At 71.0% G+C, this 17,665-nt stretch carries 13 protein-coding genes; 9 read left to right on the top strand and 4 right to left on the bottom strand.

Going from position 1 to position 17,665, the window contains the following annotated elements:
- The first annotated feature begins 59 nt into the window (after positions 1 to 59).
- From ACSMXR_RS28160 to ACSMXR_RS28140, 5 genes are all read left to right on the top strand, one after another.
- The gene (locus ACSMXR_RS28160) at positions 60 to 2,369 is read left to right on the top strand and encodes a hypothetical protein (protein WP_381850486.1); all 2,310 of its coding nucleotides are present in this window, start codon (positions 60 to 62) and stop codon (positions 2,367 to 2,369) included.
- A gap of 105 nt (positions 2,370 to 2,474) precedes the next feature.
- Positions 2,475 to 3,431 carry a hypothetical protein gene (locus ACSMXR_RS28155; protein WP_473170175.1) on the top strand — a complete coding sequence of 319 codons (957 nt, stop codon included), beginning with the start codon at positions 2,475 to 2,477 and terminating at the stop codon, positions 3,429 to 3,431.
- A 299-nt stretch (positions 3,432 to 3,730) separates the two neighbouring features.
- The gene (locus ACSMXR_RS28150) at positions 3,731 to 4,456 is read left to right on the top strand and encodes a hypothetical protein (protein WP_473170174.1); all 726 of its coding nucleotides are present in this window, start codon (positions 3,731 to 3,733) and stop codon (positions 4,454 to 4,456) included.
- Positions 4,457 to 4,528: 72 nt separating this feature from the next.
- Positions 4,529 to 5,494 carry a hypothetical protein gene (locus tag ACSMXR_RS28145; RefSeq protein WP_473170173.1) on the top strand — a complete coding sequence of 322 codons (966 nt, stop codon included), beginning with the start codon at positions 4,529 to 4,531 and terminating at the stop codon, positions 5,492 to 5,494.
- Positions 5,495 to 5,607: 113 nt separating this feature from the next.
- Complete coding sequence (locus tag ACSMXR_RS28140; protein ID WP_030085280.1) at positions 5,608 to 5,841, top strand: DUF397 domain-containing protein; 234 nt, start codon at positions 5,608 to 5,610, stop codon at positions 5,839 to 5,841.
- Positions 5,842 to 5,923: 82 nt separating this feature from the next.
- Here the strand turns inward: ACSMXR_RS28140 and ACSMXR_RS28135 are convergent, their stop codons facing one another.
- The 4 genes from ACSMXR_RS28135 to eccB all read right to left on the bottom strand — a co-directional run bounded on the left by ACSMXR_RS28135 (position 5,924) and on the right by eccB (position 9,702).
- Positions 5,924 to 6,232, bottom strand: coding sequence for a WXG100 family type VII secretion target (locus ACSMXR_RS28135; RefSeq protein WP_137234407.1), 309 nt, complete (start codon positions 6,230 to 6,232; stop codon positions 5,924 to 5,926).
- A gap of 45 nt (positions 6,233 to 6,277) precedes the next feature.
- Positions 6,278 to 6,616, bottom strand: a complete 339-nt coding sequence (locus ACSMXR_RS28130; protein WP_137234408.1) for a hypothetical protein — start codon at positions 6,614 to 6,616, stop codon at positions 6,278 to 6,280.
- Between the two features lie 235 nt (positions 6,617 to 6,851).
- Positions 6,852 to 8,102, bottom strand: coding sequence for a type VII secretion-associated serine protease mycosin (mycP, locus tag ACSMXR_RS28125; RefSeq protein WP_218524546.1), 1,251 nt, complete (start codon positions 8,100 to 8,102; stop codon positions 6,852 to 6,854).
- A 52-nt stretch (positions 8,103 to 8,154) separates the two neighbouring features.
- Positions 8,155 to 9,702, bottom strand: coding sequence for a type VII secretion protein EccB (gene eccB / locus ACSMXR_RS28120; RefSeq protein WP_218524547.1), 1,548 nt, complete (start codon positions 9,700 to 9,702; stop codon positions 8,155 to 8,157).
- Positions 9,703 to 9,930: 228 nt separating this feature from the next.
- Here eccB and eccE point away from each other — a divergent pair, with 228 nt between their 5' ends.
- From eccE to ACSMXR_RS28100, 4 genes are all read left to right on the top strand, one after another.
- On the top strand, positions 9,931 to 11,292 hold the full coding sequence (eccE, locus tag ACSMXR_RS28115) for a type VII secretion protein EccE (protein ID WP_381789210.1): 1,362 nt from the start codon (positions 9,931 to 9,933) through the stop codon (positions 11,290 to 11,292).
- A 97-nt stretch (positions 11,293 to 11,389) separates the two neighbouring features.
- Entirely contained in the window at positions 11,390 to 12,127 is a 738-nt protein-coding gene (locus ACSMXR_RS28110; RefSeq protein WP_218524548.1) for a hypothetical protein, read from the top strand.
- 355 nt (positions 12,128 to 12,482) lie between these two features.
- Complete coding sequence (locus ACSMXR_RS28105) at positions 12,483 to 15,566, top strand: SCO5717 family growth-regulating ATPase (RefSeq protein WP_473170172.1); 3,084 nt, start codon at positions 12,483 to 12,485, stop codon at positions 15,564 to 15,566.
- A gap of 218 nt (positions 15,567 to 15,784) precedes the next feature.
- Positions 15,785 to 17,662: an ABC transporter substrate-binding protein gene (locus ACSMXR_RS28100; RefSeq protein ID WP_473170171.1), complete on the top strand. Its 1,878-nt coding sequence runs from the start codon at positions 15,785 to 15,787 to the stop codon at positions 17,660 to 17,662.
- The last annotated feature ends 3 nt before the right edge of the window (positions 17,663 to 17,665 follow it).

The raw sequence follows: 17,665 nt of genomic DNA, 5'->3' as shown, positions 1-17,665 counted from the left end.
GGACGGCCCGGTTCCCGCCGCCCGTCCGCTTCGACGAACACCGCATCAAAGGGGGAGAGATGCTCACCTACAGCGAGGTCATGACGACCGACCTGGGCAAGCTGACGACGGCCGCTGACAAGTGGGACCACGTGGCCGCGGAGATCAAGAAGGTCGAGACCCGCTACAAGGACACCGTGCAGCGCATCACGATCGGCCCGGGCTGGTTGGGCCGGAGCGCGAGCGACGCGGGGCTCAACTTCGCCGCCACGCGCTACGAGTACGCCGCCGCGCAGACCCAGGCCAAGGCCATCGCCTCACTGCTTCGGGACGCGCACAACGACTTCGTACGGCTGAAGCGGAATCTGGAGAACCAGCGTGCCGCGGCGATCAAGGCGGGCATGAACGTCTCCGAGGGCGGTGTCGTCTCGTACGACTACCAGCGCCTCACGGAGGGCGAGCGGTCCGCCGCCCGGCACGACCCGGACTACATGGAGAGCATCCGCAAGGCCGTGGCGTCCTGGTCGAAGGCGCTCGACGACTGCGTCAAGGCGGTCGACGACGCGGACCAGGGCGTGAAGATCGCGCTGGAGGCCGTCACCAAGGACGGCCACGGCGACAAGAACGACAACACGCTCGGCATCGGCTTCAACGGGAACGCGAAAGGCGACGTCGAGGCGTACGAGGCGGCGAACACCGCGGACATCGCCACCCGCCTCAACAACGGCGACGACGTCTCCGCGGCCGAGATCGCGGAGTTCCAGCGCTCGGTGCGGGACAACAGCCACGACAAGCGCTTCTCCGAGACGCTGCTCAACAGCCTGGGCCCGGACGGGCTGATCAAGACCAACAACAAGCTCAACGACCGCGCGTACGACTCGGACACGAAGAACAAGAGCCAGTACCTGGAGATCCAGAAGGGGCTGGCCAACACCGTCGCGACCGCCACCCGGGTGCCGGGCAGCGTCAAGGACGCGCCGCCCGGATCGAAGGCGTTCAAGGACTGGGTGGCGTCGGACCAGGGCAAGTTCTACCGGGAGTTCACCGGTGAGCTGCACCGCGAGGGCACGACCAATGGGGCGAAGAACACCAACCCGCTGTACGGGTACCAGTCGTTCGTCAGCCTGATGCAGCACGCCGACACCAAGTTCGACGATCAGTTCCTCTACGAGATGGGGGACAAGATGATCGAGGTGGAGGGGGACAAGCCGGGAATCTTCACCAAGTGGGGCCCCGGCCACGACGGAATCACGACCGACGCCATCGACGGCCTGCTCGGGGTGATGAGCAGGAACCCCGACGCGGCCACCGCGTTCTTCGACCCGGACGGCAACGGCAGCGGGGACAACCACGTCGACAACAAGCATCTCGCCTACCTGGTCGGCGACGGCGACAACTCCCGCGACTGGCCCCGCCACACGGTGACGGGCATCGCCAACGTCACCTACGACGACCCGACCAGCAGGATGGGTCTGGGGCTGGCCCTGGAAGCCGCGGCGACCGGGCGCGAGCCGTTGGCGTCGGGGCAGGACCCCTGGCCCGAGGCCAAGCACACCGAGGAGCAGGCCCGGGTCATGAACGGGATCCTCGGCCAGCTCGCCCCCGGCGAGGACGGCGGCACCGAGGCCGGAGTGCCCGCGAACCTCCGACGCCCCGTCGCGAACGCTCTGGCGGAGTACGCGTCGGACACCCACGAGATCCTCGGCCTCGTGAACGAGGACTACAGCAATGCCGCGGCCGAGGGGTACTTCGGCGAGGGCGGGAACGGTCACCTGGCGACCAATTCCAAGGAACTCACCCAGGTGATGCGGGGGTTGTCCGAGGATCCGGACGCTTACGCCGCGCTGCACAAGGCGGAGGCGCGGCACATCAACAACGAGCTCGACCGGATCCCCGAGGGCGCGACCGGTTTCGCCCAGAGCGGCAACTGGGACCGGGCGGGGGCGGTGCTCGGCACGTACACCGCGATCCGCGAGGACGTCATCAACGACGAGCGGATGGCCGGGTACAGCGAGGCCGACTGGAAGTCCAAGGTGGCGTACCACATCATCGGCGGCATCGTGACCCCCATGGCCATCCCCACAGCGGGTGGTTCCCTCGTGGTCGGGGACGCCCTCCAGCGCGGTGTGGACACCTGGGCCTGGCAGTGGGGCAACGACATGAAGGCCGGGCACGACGCCAAGGCCAACGCCGCCGTCGCCGATCTGTACCTCCAGGATTCCAGCCAGATCACCAACACCGTCCAGGGCTGGGCCAATGGGCGCAACGACCTCGACCTCACGAACGCGACCGACAAGGACACCGTGACCACCCTCAAGACGACGATGCTGGGCGGCTCCGACCGAGGTGAGAAGCAGGCCCACAAGTACCTTTCCGATATGTCCAACTGATCCGCGAACACGTCCGGCTCCGCCTGCCCCGAGGAAACGTCCATGCCCGACTCCGCCCAGCGCCCAAGCAGTTCCCGCCGCACTCGGCGAGCCATCCTGAGCGCGGTGAGCGTCCTGGCCGCCGGGGCGCTCGCCACGGGAACCTGGCTGGTGGTCGCGGACTCCGACGACGGGCCGGCGGACTGCGGGCGTCTGGTGGAGCAGCAGCGGATGCGGACCGCTCTCGGCGCCGGGGCGCCGAAGGGCCCGGGGTGCAAGGAGCTCGGATCGGCGATCGTCGCTGTCACCGGCGGCGATGCCCCGGGGCCGCGCACGGCGGAGCAGGCCGGTGCGATGAAGAACGTGGTGCTCGCGGTGGAGAGCGCGGCAGGGCGGGACGGCGGAGCCGTTCCCGCGCCGCTGCGCCGTCCGCTCGGGCAGGCGCTGCAGGGGTACGCCGGTGACCTCTACGAGATCCTTCACGGCCTGAACCCCGCTTACGCCAACACTGCGGCAGTCCCCTCGTCCGGTCCCTGGGAGGACGATACGGGCGCGCATTTCGCCGTACCCGCCGACACCGCGCTCCGGGCCGTCCGCGCCGTCTCCGACGAACCGGCGGAGTATGCCGCGCTCCGCTCCGCACTGGACGACGAGGGCGTACGACGGTTCGCTGCCCTGGCCGAGGACGCACGGGGAAGCGCGACAACGGCCGTGGCCGCGACCGACGCCCGCGTCACGGGAGCCCTCGCCGGAGTGGCCGACCAGGTGGCCAGGGGGGCGAGCGGAGGCGCGGACCGCTGGTACGGGGAGGTCTTCGCGGCTCTGACGGAAGGGGACCGACCGGTCCCGTCGGCGGCGTCGGACATCGGCGGTCACCTCACGGGATCCTGGAAGTCCTCCTTGCGGGCAGCGGCGGAGCCGGACCGTGCGGATCTGCTGCTTCAGCGCAGTGAGCGGCTGTTCGTCCTGTGGGCGGATGCCCGGAAGGTGCCCGCCCCGGAGCGTGACGCGACGCTTCTCAACTGCCGTAAGAACGCGCAGGGCGCCTTCGAGGACGCCGTCGCCGCGCTGAGCGGAGACTGATGCGTATCGGGTTCGGGGGTCTGCGCGGCCACCGGCAGAATCCTTCGCTCAGTCGTAGACGCGTCTACACCGTGCTCGCCGGTCTCACCGCCCTTGTGCTGGTGACGGGTGTATGGCGTCTCATCGAAAGTGGTGACACCACCTCGGACTGCGGGTCCCTGGCCCGAAACCCAGCCATGGTCACCGCACTCGGGCCGGGCCACTCCGGGGACATGACGTGCCCGGAGTTGGGCGACGCAGTGAAGGCGGCCACTACGGGTGACAGCTCTGGGCCTCGGCCCGAAGAGCGAGCCAATGCCATGAAGAAGGTCTTCAACGCGGTCAGCGACAGCGTCGAGGACGGCCATGGTCTTCCCGCTGAAATTCGTCGGCCCCTCGCCGAAGCCCTGGCGGGCTATACGGATGACCTCCAAGAAGTCCTTGATGGTACGGACTCGCGCTACCACAATGCCGGAGGCCCCTCCGGGGCCGTGTGGAAGGGATCGGACGGGTTCCACGTCTCTGTGTACAACACGTCGCTGATCCCCGTACTGCGAGCACTGTCGGAAAGCCCCGAAGCGTACGCCGTGCTGCGCAATGCCCAGACCGACTGGGGAGCGCGCACGCTCGCAGCGGCTCCGGCGGATTCGTCCGATGCCGCTCTGACGACGCTTGTCACGGTAAACGCAGCCGCGCTGGGCACTTATGACGGCATCGCGGCGGACGTCGGCCGAGCGAAGAAAGGAACGTCGGGCGAGGAGTGGGCGGACACCGTCTACGGGGCCCTGCGAGAGCCGTCGCGATTCCTGCCCCGTGCCCTGCCGTCCACCGCGGTGTCCGACGAGATCACCAGGAGCTGGCGCGAAACTCTCACCACCGTTCCGGGCGGCGAACGGATCGATCACCTGAAGAAGCAGAGCACCCACACGTGCAAGGCGTGGAGCGACGCCCACGAATTCACGGCGGAGAAGCGTGCCGCTTATGTCGCCGACTGCCGTGAGCGGGCGGTGGACTCCTACCAGGACGTGGTTCGGAGTCTCTCCTGACCACCGCTGTCGCGCCGACGGCCGACAGGACACGAGCGAGCAGGACAGGGAGCGGGTGAAGGAATGGGGCTCTTGAACCGTGCAAGGAGGCAGTCGCTTCCCAGGATCCTCGTCGCCGGGTGTGCGGCACTGGCCGTGGCAGCCGGGGGCCTGTGGTTCTTCCTCGGCCATGGGCTCGGCGGTGGCACGTCCGGCTGTGAGGAGCTCAGCCGTGACGCACGTGTGCGGACGGCTCTGGGCGAGGCGCACCGGTCGGACATGACGTGCGAGGAGCTGGGCCGGGCCATGAAGCGGGCGGCCGTGCCCGGTTCTTCCGCGGACGGGCACACCCGGGAAGCCGCCGCCGCGATGAAGAACATCCTGCTGGCCGTGGACGACGACATCCGGCGCAGGGAACAGCTGGGTGTCGACGCGGGCCTGCGGCGGCCCCTGGCGGAGTCGCTCGCCGCCTACGCGGACGTCAACGTCATGCTCACCGACCCGACGGACTCCGTCTATGTACGGGAGAGTCTCTTCTCCCGTGGGCCGTGGGAAGCGGAGGACGGCTTTCACATGGCGGTGAACGACGACACGCTCGTACGGGTGATCAGGGCGGTGTCCGTGGACCCGGCGGCGTACGCGGTGGTCCGTCAGGCGCAGACCTCCTGGGAGGCAGGGCGGCTGGCCGCGTTCCCGGCCGGTTCCGAGGCGCTGCGGTGGAGCGTCGGCGCCCGGGCGCTGGGGAAGCTGGACGGTGTGGCCGACCATGTGCGGGAGGGGCTCTCCCGGGAGGAGGCCGGGGAGTGGAACGCCGTCGTGGTACGGAAGTTGAGCGCCGGGAAGGCCACGCGGGAAGCGGCGGCACCTGCCGCGGAGCGGATCGAGCGGGCCTGGCGGCGCGCGCTCGCCCGGGCGCCGGAGGCGGAGCGGGACGCGGTCGTGGAGCGTCAGTGCGCGGTGATGCTCGACGCGGCGGGTTTCACCGCGGCCACGGACCAGTGCCTCAGCAACGCGTCCGGGACCGCCTCACGTGCGCTGCGAGTCCTGCGCGCGGTGTGACCTGCCGTGCGGGGCCCGGCCGATGGCCGATCCCCGTCCCCGCGCGCCGGGGACGGAGATAATCTGCGACGGGGCGATGAGCACGTTCCCGCAGCGCGAGAGAGAGGCAGCCGATGGGCACCCAGCAGGAGAAGGACGAGCTGTACGCACTCGACATCTCGGGGGTGGAGTGGCTGAGCGCCCCGGGGACGGAGGAGGCGGAGGAGCGGGTGGAGATCGCTCATCTGCCGGGTGGCGCCGTGGCGATGCGGTCCTCGCTGGATCCGGACACCGTGCTGCGTTACACGGAGGCCGAGTGGACCGCCTTCGTACTGGGGGCGCGGGACGGGGAGTTCGACCTGAAGTAGCCGGTACGGCATGCGAGAGGGGCACGCTCACGGTGGAGCGTGCCCCTCTCTGCCGTCCGCGCGCGTGGGTGCGGAGGGTGGTTCAGAACGCCTCGGTGAACAGGCGCGAGGACTTGACGTCCGTGGAACGGTAGCTGTCCTTGCCGTTCTCGATGATCTGGGCGACCGACTTCAGGCGCAGGTGCATGTCGTCGGCACGCTTCTTGTACTTGCCCTGGAGGATGACGTACTCGGCGTGCGCCTCACCGTCCCAGGTGCCGGTGACGACCTTGAGGGCGGCGTCCATCTCGTCCAGGTCCTTGGCGATGTTGGCCGAGACCTGGCGGATGCGGTTCGCCATCTCCTGGACGCTGTCGTACCTGACCTTGGTGTTGTTCGGATCCCCGGCCATCAGTGATCTCCCGTGTGTGGAGTGGTATGGGTGTGCTGGGACAGCTCAGACGCCGTTGAGCGCGGAGCTGTTCTTGGCCTTGTTGAACGCCGCGTAGACCTCTTCGTCATTGGCGTTGCTGAGGTTCTTGGTCTGGCCCACGGCGTCCAGGAGCACCCTGAGGAGGCGCCGGATGACGTCGTGGTCCTCGTTGAGCTGGATCTGCGCGGACGCGAATCCCGCGGCTCCGACACCCGTCCAGCCCGCGCTCGCGGTGGCGAGGATGTCGGCGAGTTCCCGGGACTGCCGGGACACGGCGGTGGCCGTCTCGATGATCTTGTTCTTGGCCTGGACGACCGGGTCGTCGGCCAGTCCGAAGTTGGCCGAGGGGTTGGGCGTGCTCATCCGAGGTCCTCTCTCTCGCTTTCCGGGCCTGTCCGCGCGATGCGGGCAGGTTCTCTGTCCCCCGTGTGATCCGGATCAGGAGTGGGGTTCAGGCAGGTCCCTGAGGGCGTGGCGGTGTTCCCACGCCCCGGACATCGGACTCGGCCACTTCTCGTTCCCCCATCACACACGTGAAGTCTGCTACCACCCTAGCCACTTCGTCATCTCACCCCAACTGCGGTTTATCGGGAGAGAGCTACCTCACCCGCCGCCCCTCCCAACGCAAAGTGCTCCGTCGCCGGACATCACGGACGACGGTCGCGGTGCCCGCCACGACGGAGACGAGCACGGCCGCGAGGGCGAGCGCGTAGGTGGCGTAGCGCTCGCTGCGCTCCTGCGAGGTCTCGGACATGGCCAGGTGGGCGGGCTCGGGTGCGGGGGCCTTCGGCATGGGCGGGTCGGGCTTCGCCGCGGGCTGCGGGATGTCGTCCTTGTCGCCCGCGAGGGCGCGGACCGGGTCGACGACGCCCCATCCGACGAACGGGTCGTGGCCGGTGACGGAGCGTTCGGCGGTCTGCTCGATCCGCGCGATGATCTCGGCGGGCTTCCAGGACGGGTACTTGGCGACGAGGAGGGCCGCCACTCCGGCGACGTAAGGGGCGGAGAAGCTGGTGCCGTTGTCGCTGCACTGTCCGAAGCCGGGCACGGTGGAGATGATGTCGACGCCCGGTGCGGCGACCCCGACGAACTCGCCGGCCTGCGAGAAGGCGGCCCGCTCGTTGTTGCGGTCGGAGGAGGCGACGGCGAGGACTCCGTCGAAGGCCGCCGGATAGGTGTTCTTCTGCTTGCCGTCCACACCGTCGTTGCCCGCGGACGCGACGACCACGATCTCCGCCCGGATCGCCCGTGCCACGGCCCTGCCGAGCGCCGAGTCGGCGGTCAGCGGCTTGGTGGTGTCCTGCGAGATGTTGATGACGTCGGCCTTCTTGGCGATCGCGTGGTCGATCGCGGTGGCCATGGTGGTGTCCTTGCCGCTGTTCTTCTCGTCGTTCTGCCGGATCGGGATGATGGTGGCCTCGGGGGCCAGACCCACGAATCCGGTGCCCTTGGCGGGGCGTGCGGCGATGATGCCGGCGACCTTCGTGCCGTGGCCGATCGTGTCGCCGGTGCCGTCCGGCTTGCCGCCCTTGAGGAGGTTGCGTCCGGCGCTCGTGTCGACGGCCGGCTTGAGCTGCGGATTGGCGTTGTCCACGCCGGTGTCGATGACCGCGACCCGGACGCCCTTGCCCTTGGTGTCCTGCCACAGCTCGTCGAGCAGGACGCGCTGGAGCGACCAGGGCCGCCCCTCGAACTGCTTCTTCATCGGGAAGGAGCACTCGCCGCTGCCGTCGATCCCGAGGCCCACGGCACCGGGTCCCTCGACGGCGTACGCGGCGTGCGGCACGGCCAGGACCGCCAGTGCGGCGGCCGTCACCATCGGCAGCCGTGCGGTCTTCCGGTCCACCATCTGTTCCTCTCCCCCGAGTTGTACGGTATCGCGCGTCCGGCCCGGCGGCCGGTCAGGAGCCCTGCGGCTGGCGGGCGCTGTTGGTGTCGAGCCGCGGCCCCTTGGAGAGCCAGTCCGACCACTCGATCGGGACCAGCGACGGTGTCACCTTCTCGTAGCCGAGGCGGATCTGGGCCTGGCTGGGCTCGGGCCGGCCGTCCTGGGTCTTCTGGCCTCCGGTGCCGATGTCGGAGCGCTCGGCGTCACTGTCGCCGTTGGCCTGCACGGCGTACCGCAGTCCGGTGTCGGTGACCAGGAACAGCGAGCCGTCCGGCCGCGTCTGGCCGGTCCGCATCTGGGTGTAGAGGAGACCGCTGCCCGGGGTGACGTAGGTGCTGGTGCCGCCGGCGTTGATGTCGGCGGGATAGGCGGTGCCGGCCCAGGTGGTCAGCGTGGTGCGACCGCGCTCGTCGACCTTGGTGAGCACATTGCAAACAGTGTCCCGACTGCCCTCGCCAGTCGTGGAGTTGACCTGTGCCGCCTTGCGCTCCGGCCAGCGCCGGCCCTGTCCGGCGAACGTCTCGCCGTCCGGGACGAAGTCCTGGAGGCCGACCGCGCGGGCCTCGCTGTTGAGGTTCAGCTCGGCGGTCTGCGGTGAGTTGATGAGCAGCCAGGCGGTGAACTCGGAGATCGGCTGGACCTTGCCCGCCAGGACCACGTAGTGCTGAGTGCCTTCTCCGGTACGGGTCTTGAGCACCATGCCGATCTTGTTCTCCTCGGCGGAGAGCTGCCCCTGCACTCCGGCCTGCGCACCGATGTCACCGGGAATCTCCGGGAAGGCGATCGGGCTGCCCTGGTGGAGGGTCGCGAGCCAGTCGTCGGTGACGGGCTGCGGTGCGCGGCTGCCGACCAGCGCGTTGGTGAGGATGCCGTTGTCGGCGGCGGTCTCGTTGACCAGGTACTTGGTGCCGGTCGCGTCGACGAGGTAGCGGGCCTTGCCCTTCTGGCCCTGGACGTACAGCACCTGACCGCCGCTGAGCTGCTTGGCGCCCTCGGTGAGCTTGTTGTCGCGGCCCGCGAAGACGAAGGCCGCCTTCTGCACGGTGTTGCCCTTGCCGCCCGGCTGTACGCAGACGGCCCAGCGCTTGGCGGTGCCGGCGTCGGTCGCCTCCGGCAGCCGGTCCGGGGCGTACGGAATGCCGAGGATCGGGCCGCGCGGCGGCTTGCCCGCGTCCAGGACGTCGTCGGCGACCTGGATGACGCCGAACTCCTGCGGGGTGAGCAGCAGCCGGGCCGAGGCGAGGTTGAGTACGGGGTGGAGGAGGTTCTTGCGGTCCTTGCCCTTGCCGGTGGGGAGCACCACGTAACGGGTGGTGGACTTCTTGCCGACGATCACCTTGGATCCGGCCTTGTCCCAGCCCTTGGGCGCGGTCGGCTTGAACATGCCCCAGGCGCCGAAGCCCGCCAGCACCAGCGCGCCGACGATCAGGCTGGGAACGACGGCGCGCAGCGGCCGGGGAGCGCCCTCCTCGGTACCGGTGGCCGACGGTTGGAGGAATGCGGCGACCGTGCGCTTCTTCGCAAAGGTGTACGCGTTGAGCTCATCCCGCCGTGATGCCATGAGTCTGTCTGTCTCCCGTGTCTCCCCGCGCGGCCCCGGGAGCGGGCGATGCCCTCGCTCCCGTGCCGGACCCCCGATGCCGGACGCTGCTGCCGGACCGGCCCCCTACTATGCCTGCTGACGCCCGGCCCCGGTGGGCCGGGTAGGGTGATCCAGCCCCCAAGCCCCCGGCGGGGCAGGGGCGATCGGGTTGACTTGGGGCCTTACGAACGGGGGAATGCCGGAATGATGGCATCCGCAACGCGGACACGTCAGGCCGGGCGCGGGGCCTCCTCGGGGGTCCGCGGAGCAGGGGGACCGCCGGCGGGACGCCGGGGTTCGCGCTCCGCCGCCCGGGGCCCGTCGAGCCCTGCGGCCCGGACCGGCGGAGCGGCCGCCCCACGGCTGAACGGACGTGCCGGACAGTTCGGTTCGTTCCGTTTGCAACAGCTCGTACTCATCGAAATCGCCGCCGGTCTGCTGCTCACCGCCTGGGTGATCGATCCGCTGATGCTCGCCCCGGCCGGGATGATCGCGGCGGTGCTGGTGCTGCTGGCCGTGGTCCGCAGGCACCGCCGGTCGCTGCCGGAGTGGCTGAGCACGGTCATCGCGCTGCGGGCCCGTACCCGCCGGGCGGCCGCGTCGACGCTGCCGCCGGACGTCGAGCCGGGGCTGGCGCCGGCCGTCGAGTGCGATCCGGCGCTGCGCACGCTCTCCTTCAGCGACGGCGACCGGCGGCCGGTCGGGATCATCGGCGACGGTACGTTCGTGACGGCGGTGGTCCAGGTCGAGTCGGACGCCACGGCGCTGCGGCCCGACCGTTCGGCCCGTCCGCTGCCGTTGACGCTGATCCGGGACGTGCTGGAGGTCGACGGCATCAGGCTGGAGTCCGCGCAGGTCGTCCAGCACACCCAGCCCGCTCCCGCACCGCACCTCCCGCAGCAGTCCGTCGCGGCGCGCAACTACGCGCCGCTGCAGGCCCAGACCGGTTCCCCGGCGCTGCGGATCACCTGGATCGCCCTGAAGGTCGACCCGGAGCTGTGCCCGGAGGCCGTGGCGGCGCGCGGCGGGGGCATCGTCGGCGCCCAGAAGTGCGCGGTACGGGTGGCGGACCAGCTGGCGAGCCGGCTCACCGGCGCGGGATTCCGGGCGACGGTGCTCACCGAGCAGGAGCTGACCTCCGCGATCGCCACGTCGGCCTGCGTCAGCCCGATGGCGATGACGCACGCCAGCCGCGCCGAGACGCCGGGCCGGCGGACCCAGGAGACGGCGCGCACCTGGCGCTGCGACGACCGGCGGCACACCACCTACTGGGTGGCGCGCTGGCCGCAGTTGGGCGGCGGCGGTGCGTCGATGCCGCAGCTCGTGGCGCTGCTCACCTCTCTCCCGGCGCTGGCCACCACGTTCAGCCTGACGCTTTCGCAGGGCAACCGCTCCGAGGTCTCGGTCACCGGCCATGTCCGGATCACCGGCCGCAGCGACGAGGAACTCGTCGCCGCGCGCCATGAGTTGGAGCGCACCGCACGCGGTGTGAAGACGGCGCTGGTGCGGCTGGACCGCGAACAGCTGCCGGGCGTCCTGGCCACGCTGCCGCTGGGCGGGACCCGCTGATGCCGGCGGCGGAGCGCCCGACGGCGAGGAAGCCCGCGGCGGAGAAGACGGGGAAGCACGTGGTCATGGTCACCGGGACGTACGGGAGCAGGTACTGATGTCCACTCCGACGAGGCCCGCCCAGGCGGCCGGCCGTGCCCGGCGCGGTTTCGGGCTGATCGGCCCCCGCCGCGGCCGTCACACGGTCTCCCTCGACGAACTGGCCACGCTGGGGCTGCCGGTCGGCGACGACGGCACGGTGATCGGGGTCGACGCCGAGGGCCGCCCCGCGGTGATCGGCATCAACCGGCCCACCCCGTACGAGGTGACGCTGATCGGCGGCATCTGGACCGCCCAGGTCCTGGCGTTGCGCGCCGCCGCGACCGGGGCCCGGATCGCGGTGGAGACGGGCCGGGCCCAGGCCTGGACCTCGCTGGCGCAGGCGGCGGGCGGCGGCCAGCCGTGCATGTCGCTGCACGACGTCGGACGGGTGCCGCCGCAGGGCGCTTCCGCCGGTTCGCCAGTGGTCGTCGTCCGCGACTGCGGGATGCGGCCGCCGCGCGGCCGGGTGGTGTCGGGGCCGTGGCAGTCCGTGGTGACGCTGCTCCCCTATCTCAGCCCGGTGGCGCCGCGGCTGATGAAGAAGTCGGCGCTGGTCGGCGTCCAGCGGGTCTCTCCGGACGAGGCGGCGCAGATCGGCCGCATCATGAACCTCTCGCCCGCCGAGACCCAGGCGCTGTCCACCCTGGCCGACGGTGTCACCCTGTGGTGCACGGACCGGGACCGCCAGTTCGTGATGACCCAGGCCACGGACGCCGAATCCGGGCTGCTGGGCGCCGCGCGCCGGATGGACTGAGCGGACGGCGGCCCCGCGCTCCGGCCCGGAGACGCTCGTCACCGTCCCGGCCGGCCTGTGGGTCGGCGTGTGCGGGTCCTGTGGGGACTTTGCACACCCGTGCCGCTCTTGGACCGTTCTCGTACCGCTCCCTGTTCGCTCCTGGTCGGCCGGTGACGTAACGGACAGGTTGAGCGATGCCGAACGGCCTGCCTGAGTTCACCGGATGGCGATTAGGGTGGGTGGGGCGCGGCAGAGGAAACCTGCGAGCAGGTGATGCGCGTCGCAAGGGGGAGAGCCGGGCGGACCGGTACGTCGGGAACGGTCGCCCCCACCCACCACGGCACAAGGGTGCTCGACCACATCAGGAGGCAAAGTGAACGGCGATCGGAACGAGATCCGCGACGGATGGGACCTGCCCGTCGACGAGTCGTCCGACGCGGATCCCGCCGAGATGACGGGTGAGTTCACCATCGACTACACCCCTCCCGCCTGGTACACGCAGAACGCGGCGGGGGACTCGTCGGGCGGCGCGGGCTCGCATCTGGCGCCCCCTCCGCCGCCGGTCGGGGCGCCCGTGGCCGCGCCCGACCTGTCGGCGGCGCCCGGCGGATTCGACCCCAACTGGGCGCCCGCACCGCCCGCGCCGGCCGAGCCGGTGGCCCCCGCGGCTCCGGAGGCCCCGGTCTCCCCCGCCGTAGCGGAGACGCCGCAGGCACAGGCTCCGGCCGCACAGACGCCGCCCCCTCCGGCCACCGACGCGACCGGGGACACCGGTCCGTTCGGCGGCGGGGATGTGGAGAGCGGCGCGACGATGCGGTTCTCGCCCGCAGCGCTCAAGCGGGAGATCGCGGAGCGCGAGGCGGAGGCCGCCGCCCAGGCCGGTGCGGCGTCCGATGCCGGGGCCGATGCCGGGACGCAGGACAGGGAGGACAAGGAGGACGCCAAGGGCGGGAACGACGAGAAGGCCGACGCCTCCGTCTCCGAATCCGCCCCCGTCTCCCCCGTCTCCGTCACGTCCTCGCAGGACGCGTCCCCGTCCGGTACGCCCTCCGAGACCTCCGCCTCTCTTCCCGCGCCCGGCGACACCGACTCCTTGGCCGTCTCCCGTACGGACGCGGGCTCCGCGGACTCCGAGGACGGCGAAGCGGCCGGGGCGAGCTCCGACGAGGCCCCGGGCCCCGTCGCCGTAACCGACGCCGTCGCGGACGCGGTCCTCCAGGACGCCCCGCCGCAGGACGCCCCGCCGACGCCCGCCGCCGACGCCCCGCAGCCCGCCGCCGCGCCGGTGCCGTGGTCGCCGCCCGCGCAGGGCGGTGCGCTGCCGCCGCTGCCGCCCGCCTTCCAGCCCGCCGCTCCGGCGCCCTCCGCGCCGCAGCCCGCGGCGCAGTGGCCCGGCTCCGCACCGGCGAACGAGGCTCCCGGCGGTGGCTACGGCTTCCCGCAGGCCGCCCAGGCACCCCAGCCGCCGCAGGCCGCCCAGCTTCCTCAGGCACCCCAGCCGCCGCACCAGCAGCAGCCGTACCCCGGTCAGCCCGGCGTACCGCTGCCCCCGCAGGCGCACCCCCAGGCTCCCCAGGGCGCGGGCGGCTACGGCTTCCCGCCGCAGGGCGGCTACGGCTTCCCCCAGCCCGGGCTGCCCCAGCAGGGCCAGCCGGGGCAGCCGGGCCAGCCCCCCAACGCGCCCCAGCCCAACGCGCCGTTCCCGGCCCAGGGCACTCCGAACCTCCCCGCGCCCGTCGCCCCGCAGCAGCCGGAGGCGTACGGGCAGCAGCAGCCCCCGCCCCAGGGCCAGCCGCCGCACCAGCACCAGCAGCCGCCCGTCGACCCGCGTACGGGCGGGGCCTGGCCCACCCCGGTCGCGCACGACCAGCGCGAGCGGTCGGTGCCCGGCGCCCCGCTCGGGTACACCGCGGCCGTCGAGCTCTCCTCCGACCGGCTGGTGCGGGGCAAGCAGAAGGCCAAGAGCAGCCGTAACCCCTCCGCCGCCTCCCGGTTCAAGCTGGGCGGCAAGAAGGAGGAGGCCGAGCGGCTGCGCAAGCTGGAGCTGATCCGCACCCCGGTGCTGTCCTGCTACCGGATCGCCGTCATCAGCCTCAAGGGCGGTGTCGGCAAGACCACCACGACGACCGCGCTGGGTTCGACGCTGGCCACCGAGCGGCAGGACAAGATCCTCGCCATCGACGCCAACCCGGACGCGGGCACGCTCGGCCGGCGGGTGCGGCGCGAGACCGGGGCGACCATCCGCGACCTGGTCCAGGCGATCCCGTACCTCAACTCGTACATGGACATCCGGCGGTTCACCTCGCAGGCGCCCTCCGGTCTGGAGATCATCGCCAACGACGTGGACCCGGCGGTCTCCACGACCTTCAACGACGAGGACTACCGGCGCGCGATCGAGGTGCTCGGCAAGCAGTACCCGATCATCCTCACCGACTCGGGCACCGGCCTCCTCTACAGCGCGATGCGCGGGGTCCTCGACCTCGCCGACCAGCTCATCATCATCTCGACGCCCTCGGTCGACGGCGCGTCCAGCGCCTCCACGACGCTGGACTGGCTCTCGGCGCACGGCTACGCGGACCTGGTGCAGCGTTCGCTCACCGTCATCTCGGGCGTCCGCGAGACCGGCAAGATGATCAAGGTGGACGACATCGTCCAGCACTTCGAGACGCGCTGCCGCGGTGTCGTCGTCGTGCCGTTCGACGAGCACCTGGCGGCGGGCGCCGAGGTCGACCTCGACATGATGCGGCCCAAGACCCGTGAGGCGTACTTCCACCTCTCGGCGCTGGTGGCCGAGGACTTCGCGCGGGCCCAGCAGCAGCAGGGGCTGTGGACGGCGGACGGTCAGAACCCGCCGCCGCAGTACGCCCCGCCGCTGCCCGGCCAGCAGGGCTACCCGGGACAGGGCCAGCCGATGCCTGGTCAGCAGATCCCCGGCCAGCCCGGAGCCGGCCAACAGATTCCCGGACAGCAGATCCCGGGGCAGCCGATGCCCGGTCAGCAGCCGTACGCACCGCAGCAGCCCGGCCCTGGCCAGCCCTATCCGCCGCAGCAGCACCCGGGGCAGCCCCAGCCGGGGCAGCAGCCGTACGCGCCCCAGCAGCCCCAGCAGCCCCAGCAGCCCCAGCAGCCCCAGCAGCCCCAGCAGCCCCAGGGTGGACAGCAGCCGTACGGCGGGCAGCCGCCGTACGGGGGATATCAGGCGGCGGGTCAGCCGGGTGCTCCGCAGGCCCCCTACCCTCCGCAGGCGGCCCCGGGCGGACCGCAGAACGGGTGGCAGCAGGCTCCGCCGCCGCAGGCCGGGCCGGGTGCGCCCGGGGCCGGTGCGCCGCAGCAGGGACAGCCGGAACAGCAGGGCGGTCAGGGCAACCCGGCAGGCCAGCCCGATCTGCACGGTCCGGTGCCTCCCGCCGGCTGGCAGCAGACGCCTCCGCAGCCGCCGCCGGCGCCTCCGCAGTAAGGCCGACAGGAGGCCGACAACCGGCCGAAGTGGTTTAGACCAATGAGGGCTCGCATCGCTCACGCGGTGCGAGCCCTTCCGCATTCCCGCAGCCCACACACGGTTTGACACACCGTTGACGAGCCTCGACCACCGCTGATAAACCTTCGCTTCACCAACTGGCGAACCAGAGATCTACCCGCCTTCTCCCAGCGAGTGATGACGCGAGGTCCCCGTCCATGGTCACAAGAGTCCCCACCCGCTCCTCCCGGCCACGCCGACGTCTGCGCCTCCTGCTGGCCTCCGGCGCGGCCGCCCTGGCGCTCGCCGCCGGGTCCGTCGTCCCGGGAAACCCGCTCGCGCCCACGCCCTCCGAGGCCCGCGCCGACGACGGGAAGACGACGCTCACGGTCGCCGTCGCGCAGAGCGTCGACTCGCTCAGCCCGTTCCTCGCGCAGCGGCTGGTCAGCACGAGCATCCACCGGCTGATGTACGACTACCTCACCAACTACGACGCCAAGGACAACAAGGCGATCCCGGGCCTCGCCACCGCGTGGGAGCCCTCCGCCGACAAGCTGACGTGGACGTACACGATCCGCTCGGACTCGAAGTGGTCCGACGGGCAGCAGGCCACCGCCGAGGACGCGGCCTGGACGTTCAACAAGATGATGACCGACGAGGGCGCCGCGACCTCCAACGGCAGCTTCGTCGGCAACTTCGAGGAAGTGACCGCGCCCAGCAAGGACAAGCTGGTCATCAAGCTCAAGGAGCCGCAGGCCACGATGGCCGCGCTCGACGTCCCGATCGTCCCGAAGCACCTCTGGGACAAGGTCGACGACTTCTCGAAGTTCAACAACGACAAAGAGTTCCCCATCGTGGGGAACGGTCCGTTCATCCTGACGGACTACAAGGTCGACAGCTATGTGAAGCTCAAGGCCAACAAGGACTTCTGGCGCGGCTCGCCCAAGTTCGACGAGCTGGTCTTCCGCTACTACAAGGACCAGGACGCGGCCGTGGCCGCCCTGCGCAAGGGTGAGGTCTCCTTCGTCGCGGGCAGCCCCAGCCTGACGCCCGCCCAGTCCGCCTCGCTGGAGAACGCCCCGGACATCAAGGTGAACGACGCCCCGGGCCGCCGCTTCTTCGCGCTCGCCGTCAACCCCGGAGCCCGGACCAAGGACGGACAGAAGTTCGGCGACGGCCACCCGGCGCTGCTGGACCAGAAGGTGCGGCACGCGCTGTTCATGGCGGTCGACCGCAAGACCATCATCGACAAGGTCTTCCAGGGCCACGCCGTCGAGGGCGAGGGCTACATCCCGCCGCGCTTCGGCGACTACTTCTGGAAGCCGGCGGACGGCCAGAAGCTCGCCCACGACCCGGCGAAGGCGGCCTCCCTCCTCGACGAGGCCGGATACAAGAAGAACGGCGCGGGCAAGCGCGTCGGCAAGGACGGCAAGCCGCTGGACTTCCGTATCCTCTGCCACGCCACCGACCCCAACGACAAGGCGATCGGCAAGTACCTCCAGGAGTGGTGGGGCGCGCAGGGCATCGGGCTGAAGGTCGACTGCCTCGACAACGTCTCCGACCCCTGGTACGCCGGTGAGTACGACCTCGCCTTCGACGGCTGGTCCGTCAACCCCGACCCCGACTTCGTCCTCTCCATCCACACCTGCGCCGCCCTGCCGTCCAAGGCGAAGGAGTCGGCCGCGACCGACAACTTCATCTGCGACAAGCAGTACGACGAGCTCTACAAGAAGCAACTGGCGGAGTACGACCCCGCCAAGCGGGCGGATCTGGTCAAGCAACTGGAGTCGCGGCTGTACGACACCGGGTACATGAACGTCATGGCGTACCCGAATGCCGTCGAGGCCTACCGCACCGACCACATCAAGTCCATCACCACCATGCCGTCGGCCGCGGGCAACATCTACGGCCAGGACGGCTACTGGAGCTGGTGGTCGGCGGTCCCGGCCGCCGGGGCCTCCTCGTCCGGTTCCTCCGACTCCGGTGGCTCCTCCACCGGGGTGCTCATCGGGGTCGGGATCGCCGTCGTCGTCCTCGCCGGTGGCGGACTGCTGTTCGCCATGCGTCGCCGCTCCACCGCGGAAGACCGTGAATAGTCC

This window comes from Streptomyces sp. DSM 106670 (assembly GCF_055792845.1).
This window is presented reverse-complemented; position numbering and strand designations above follow the sequence as displayed.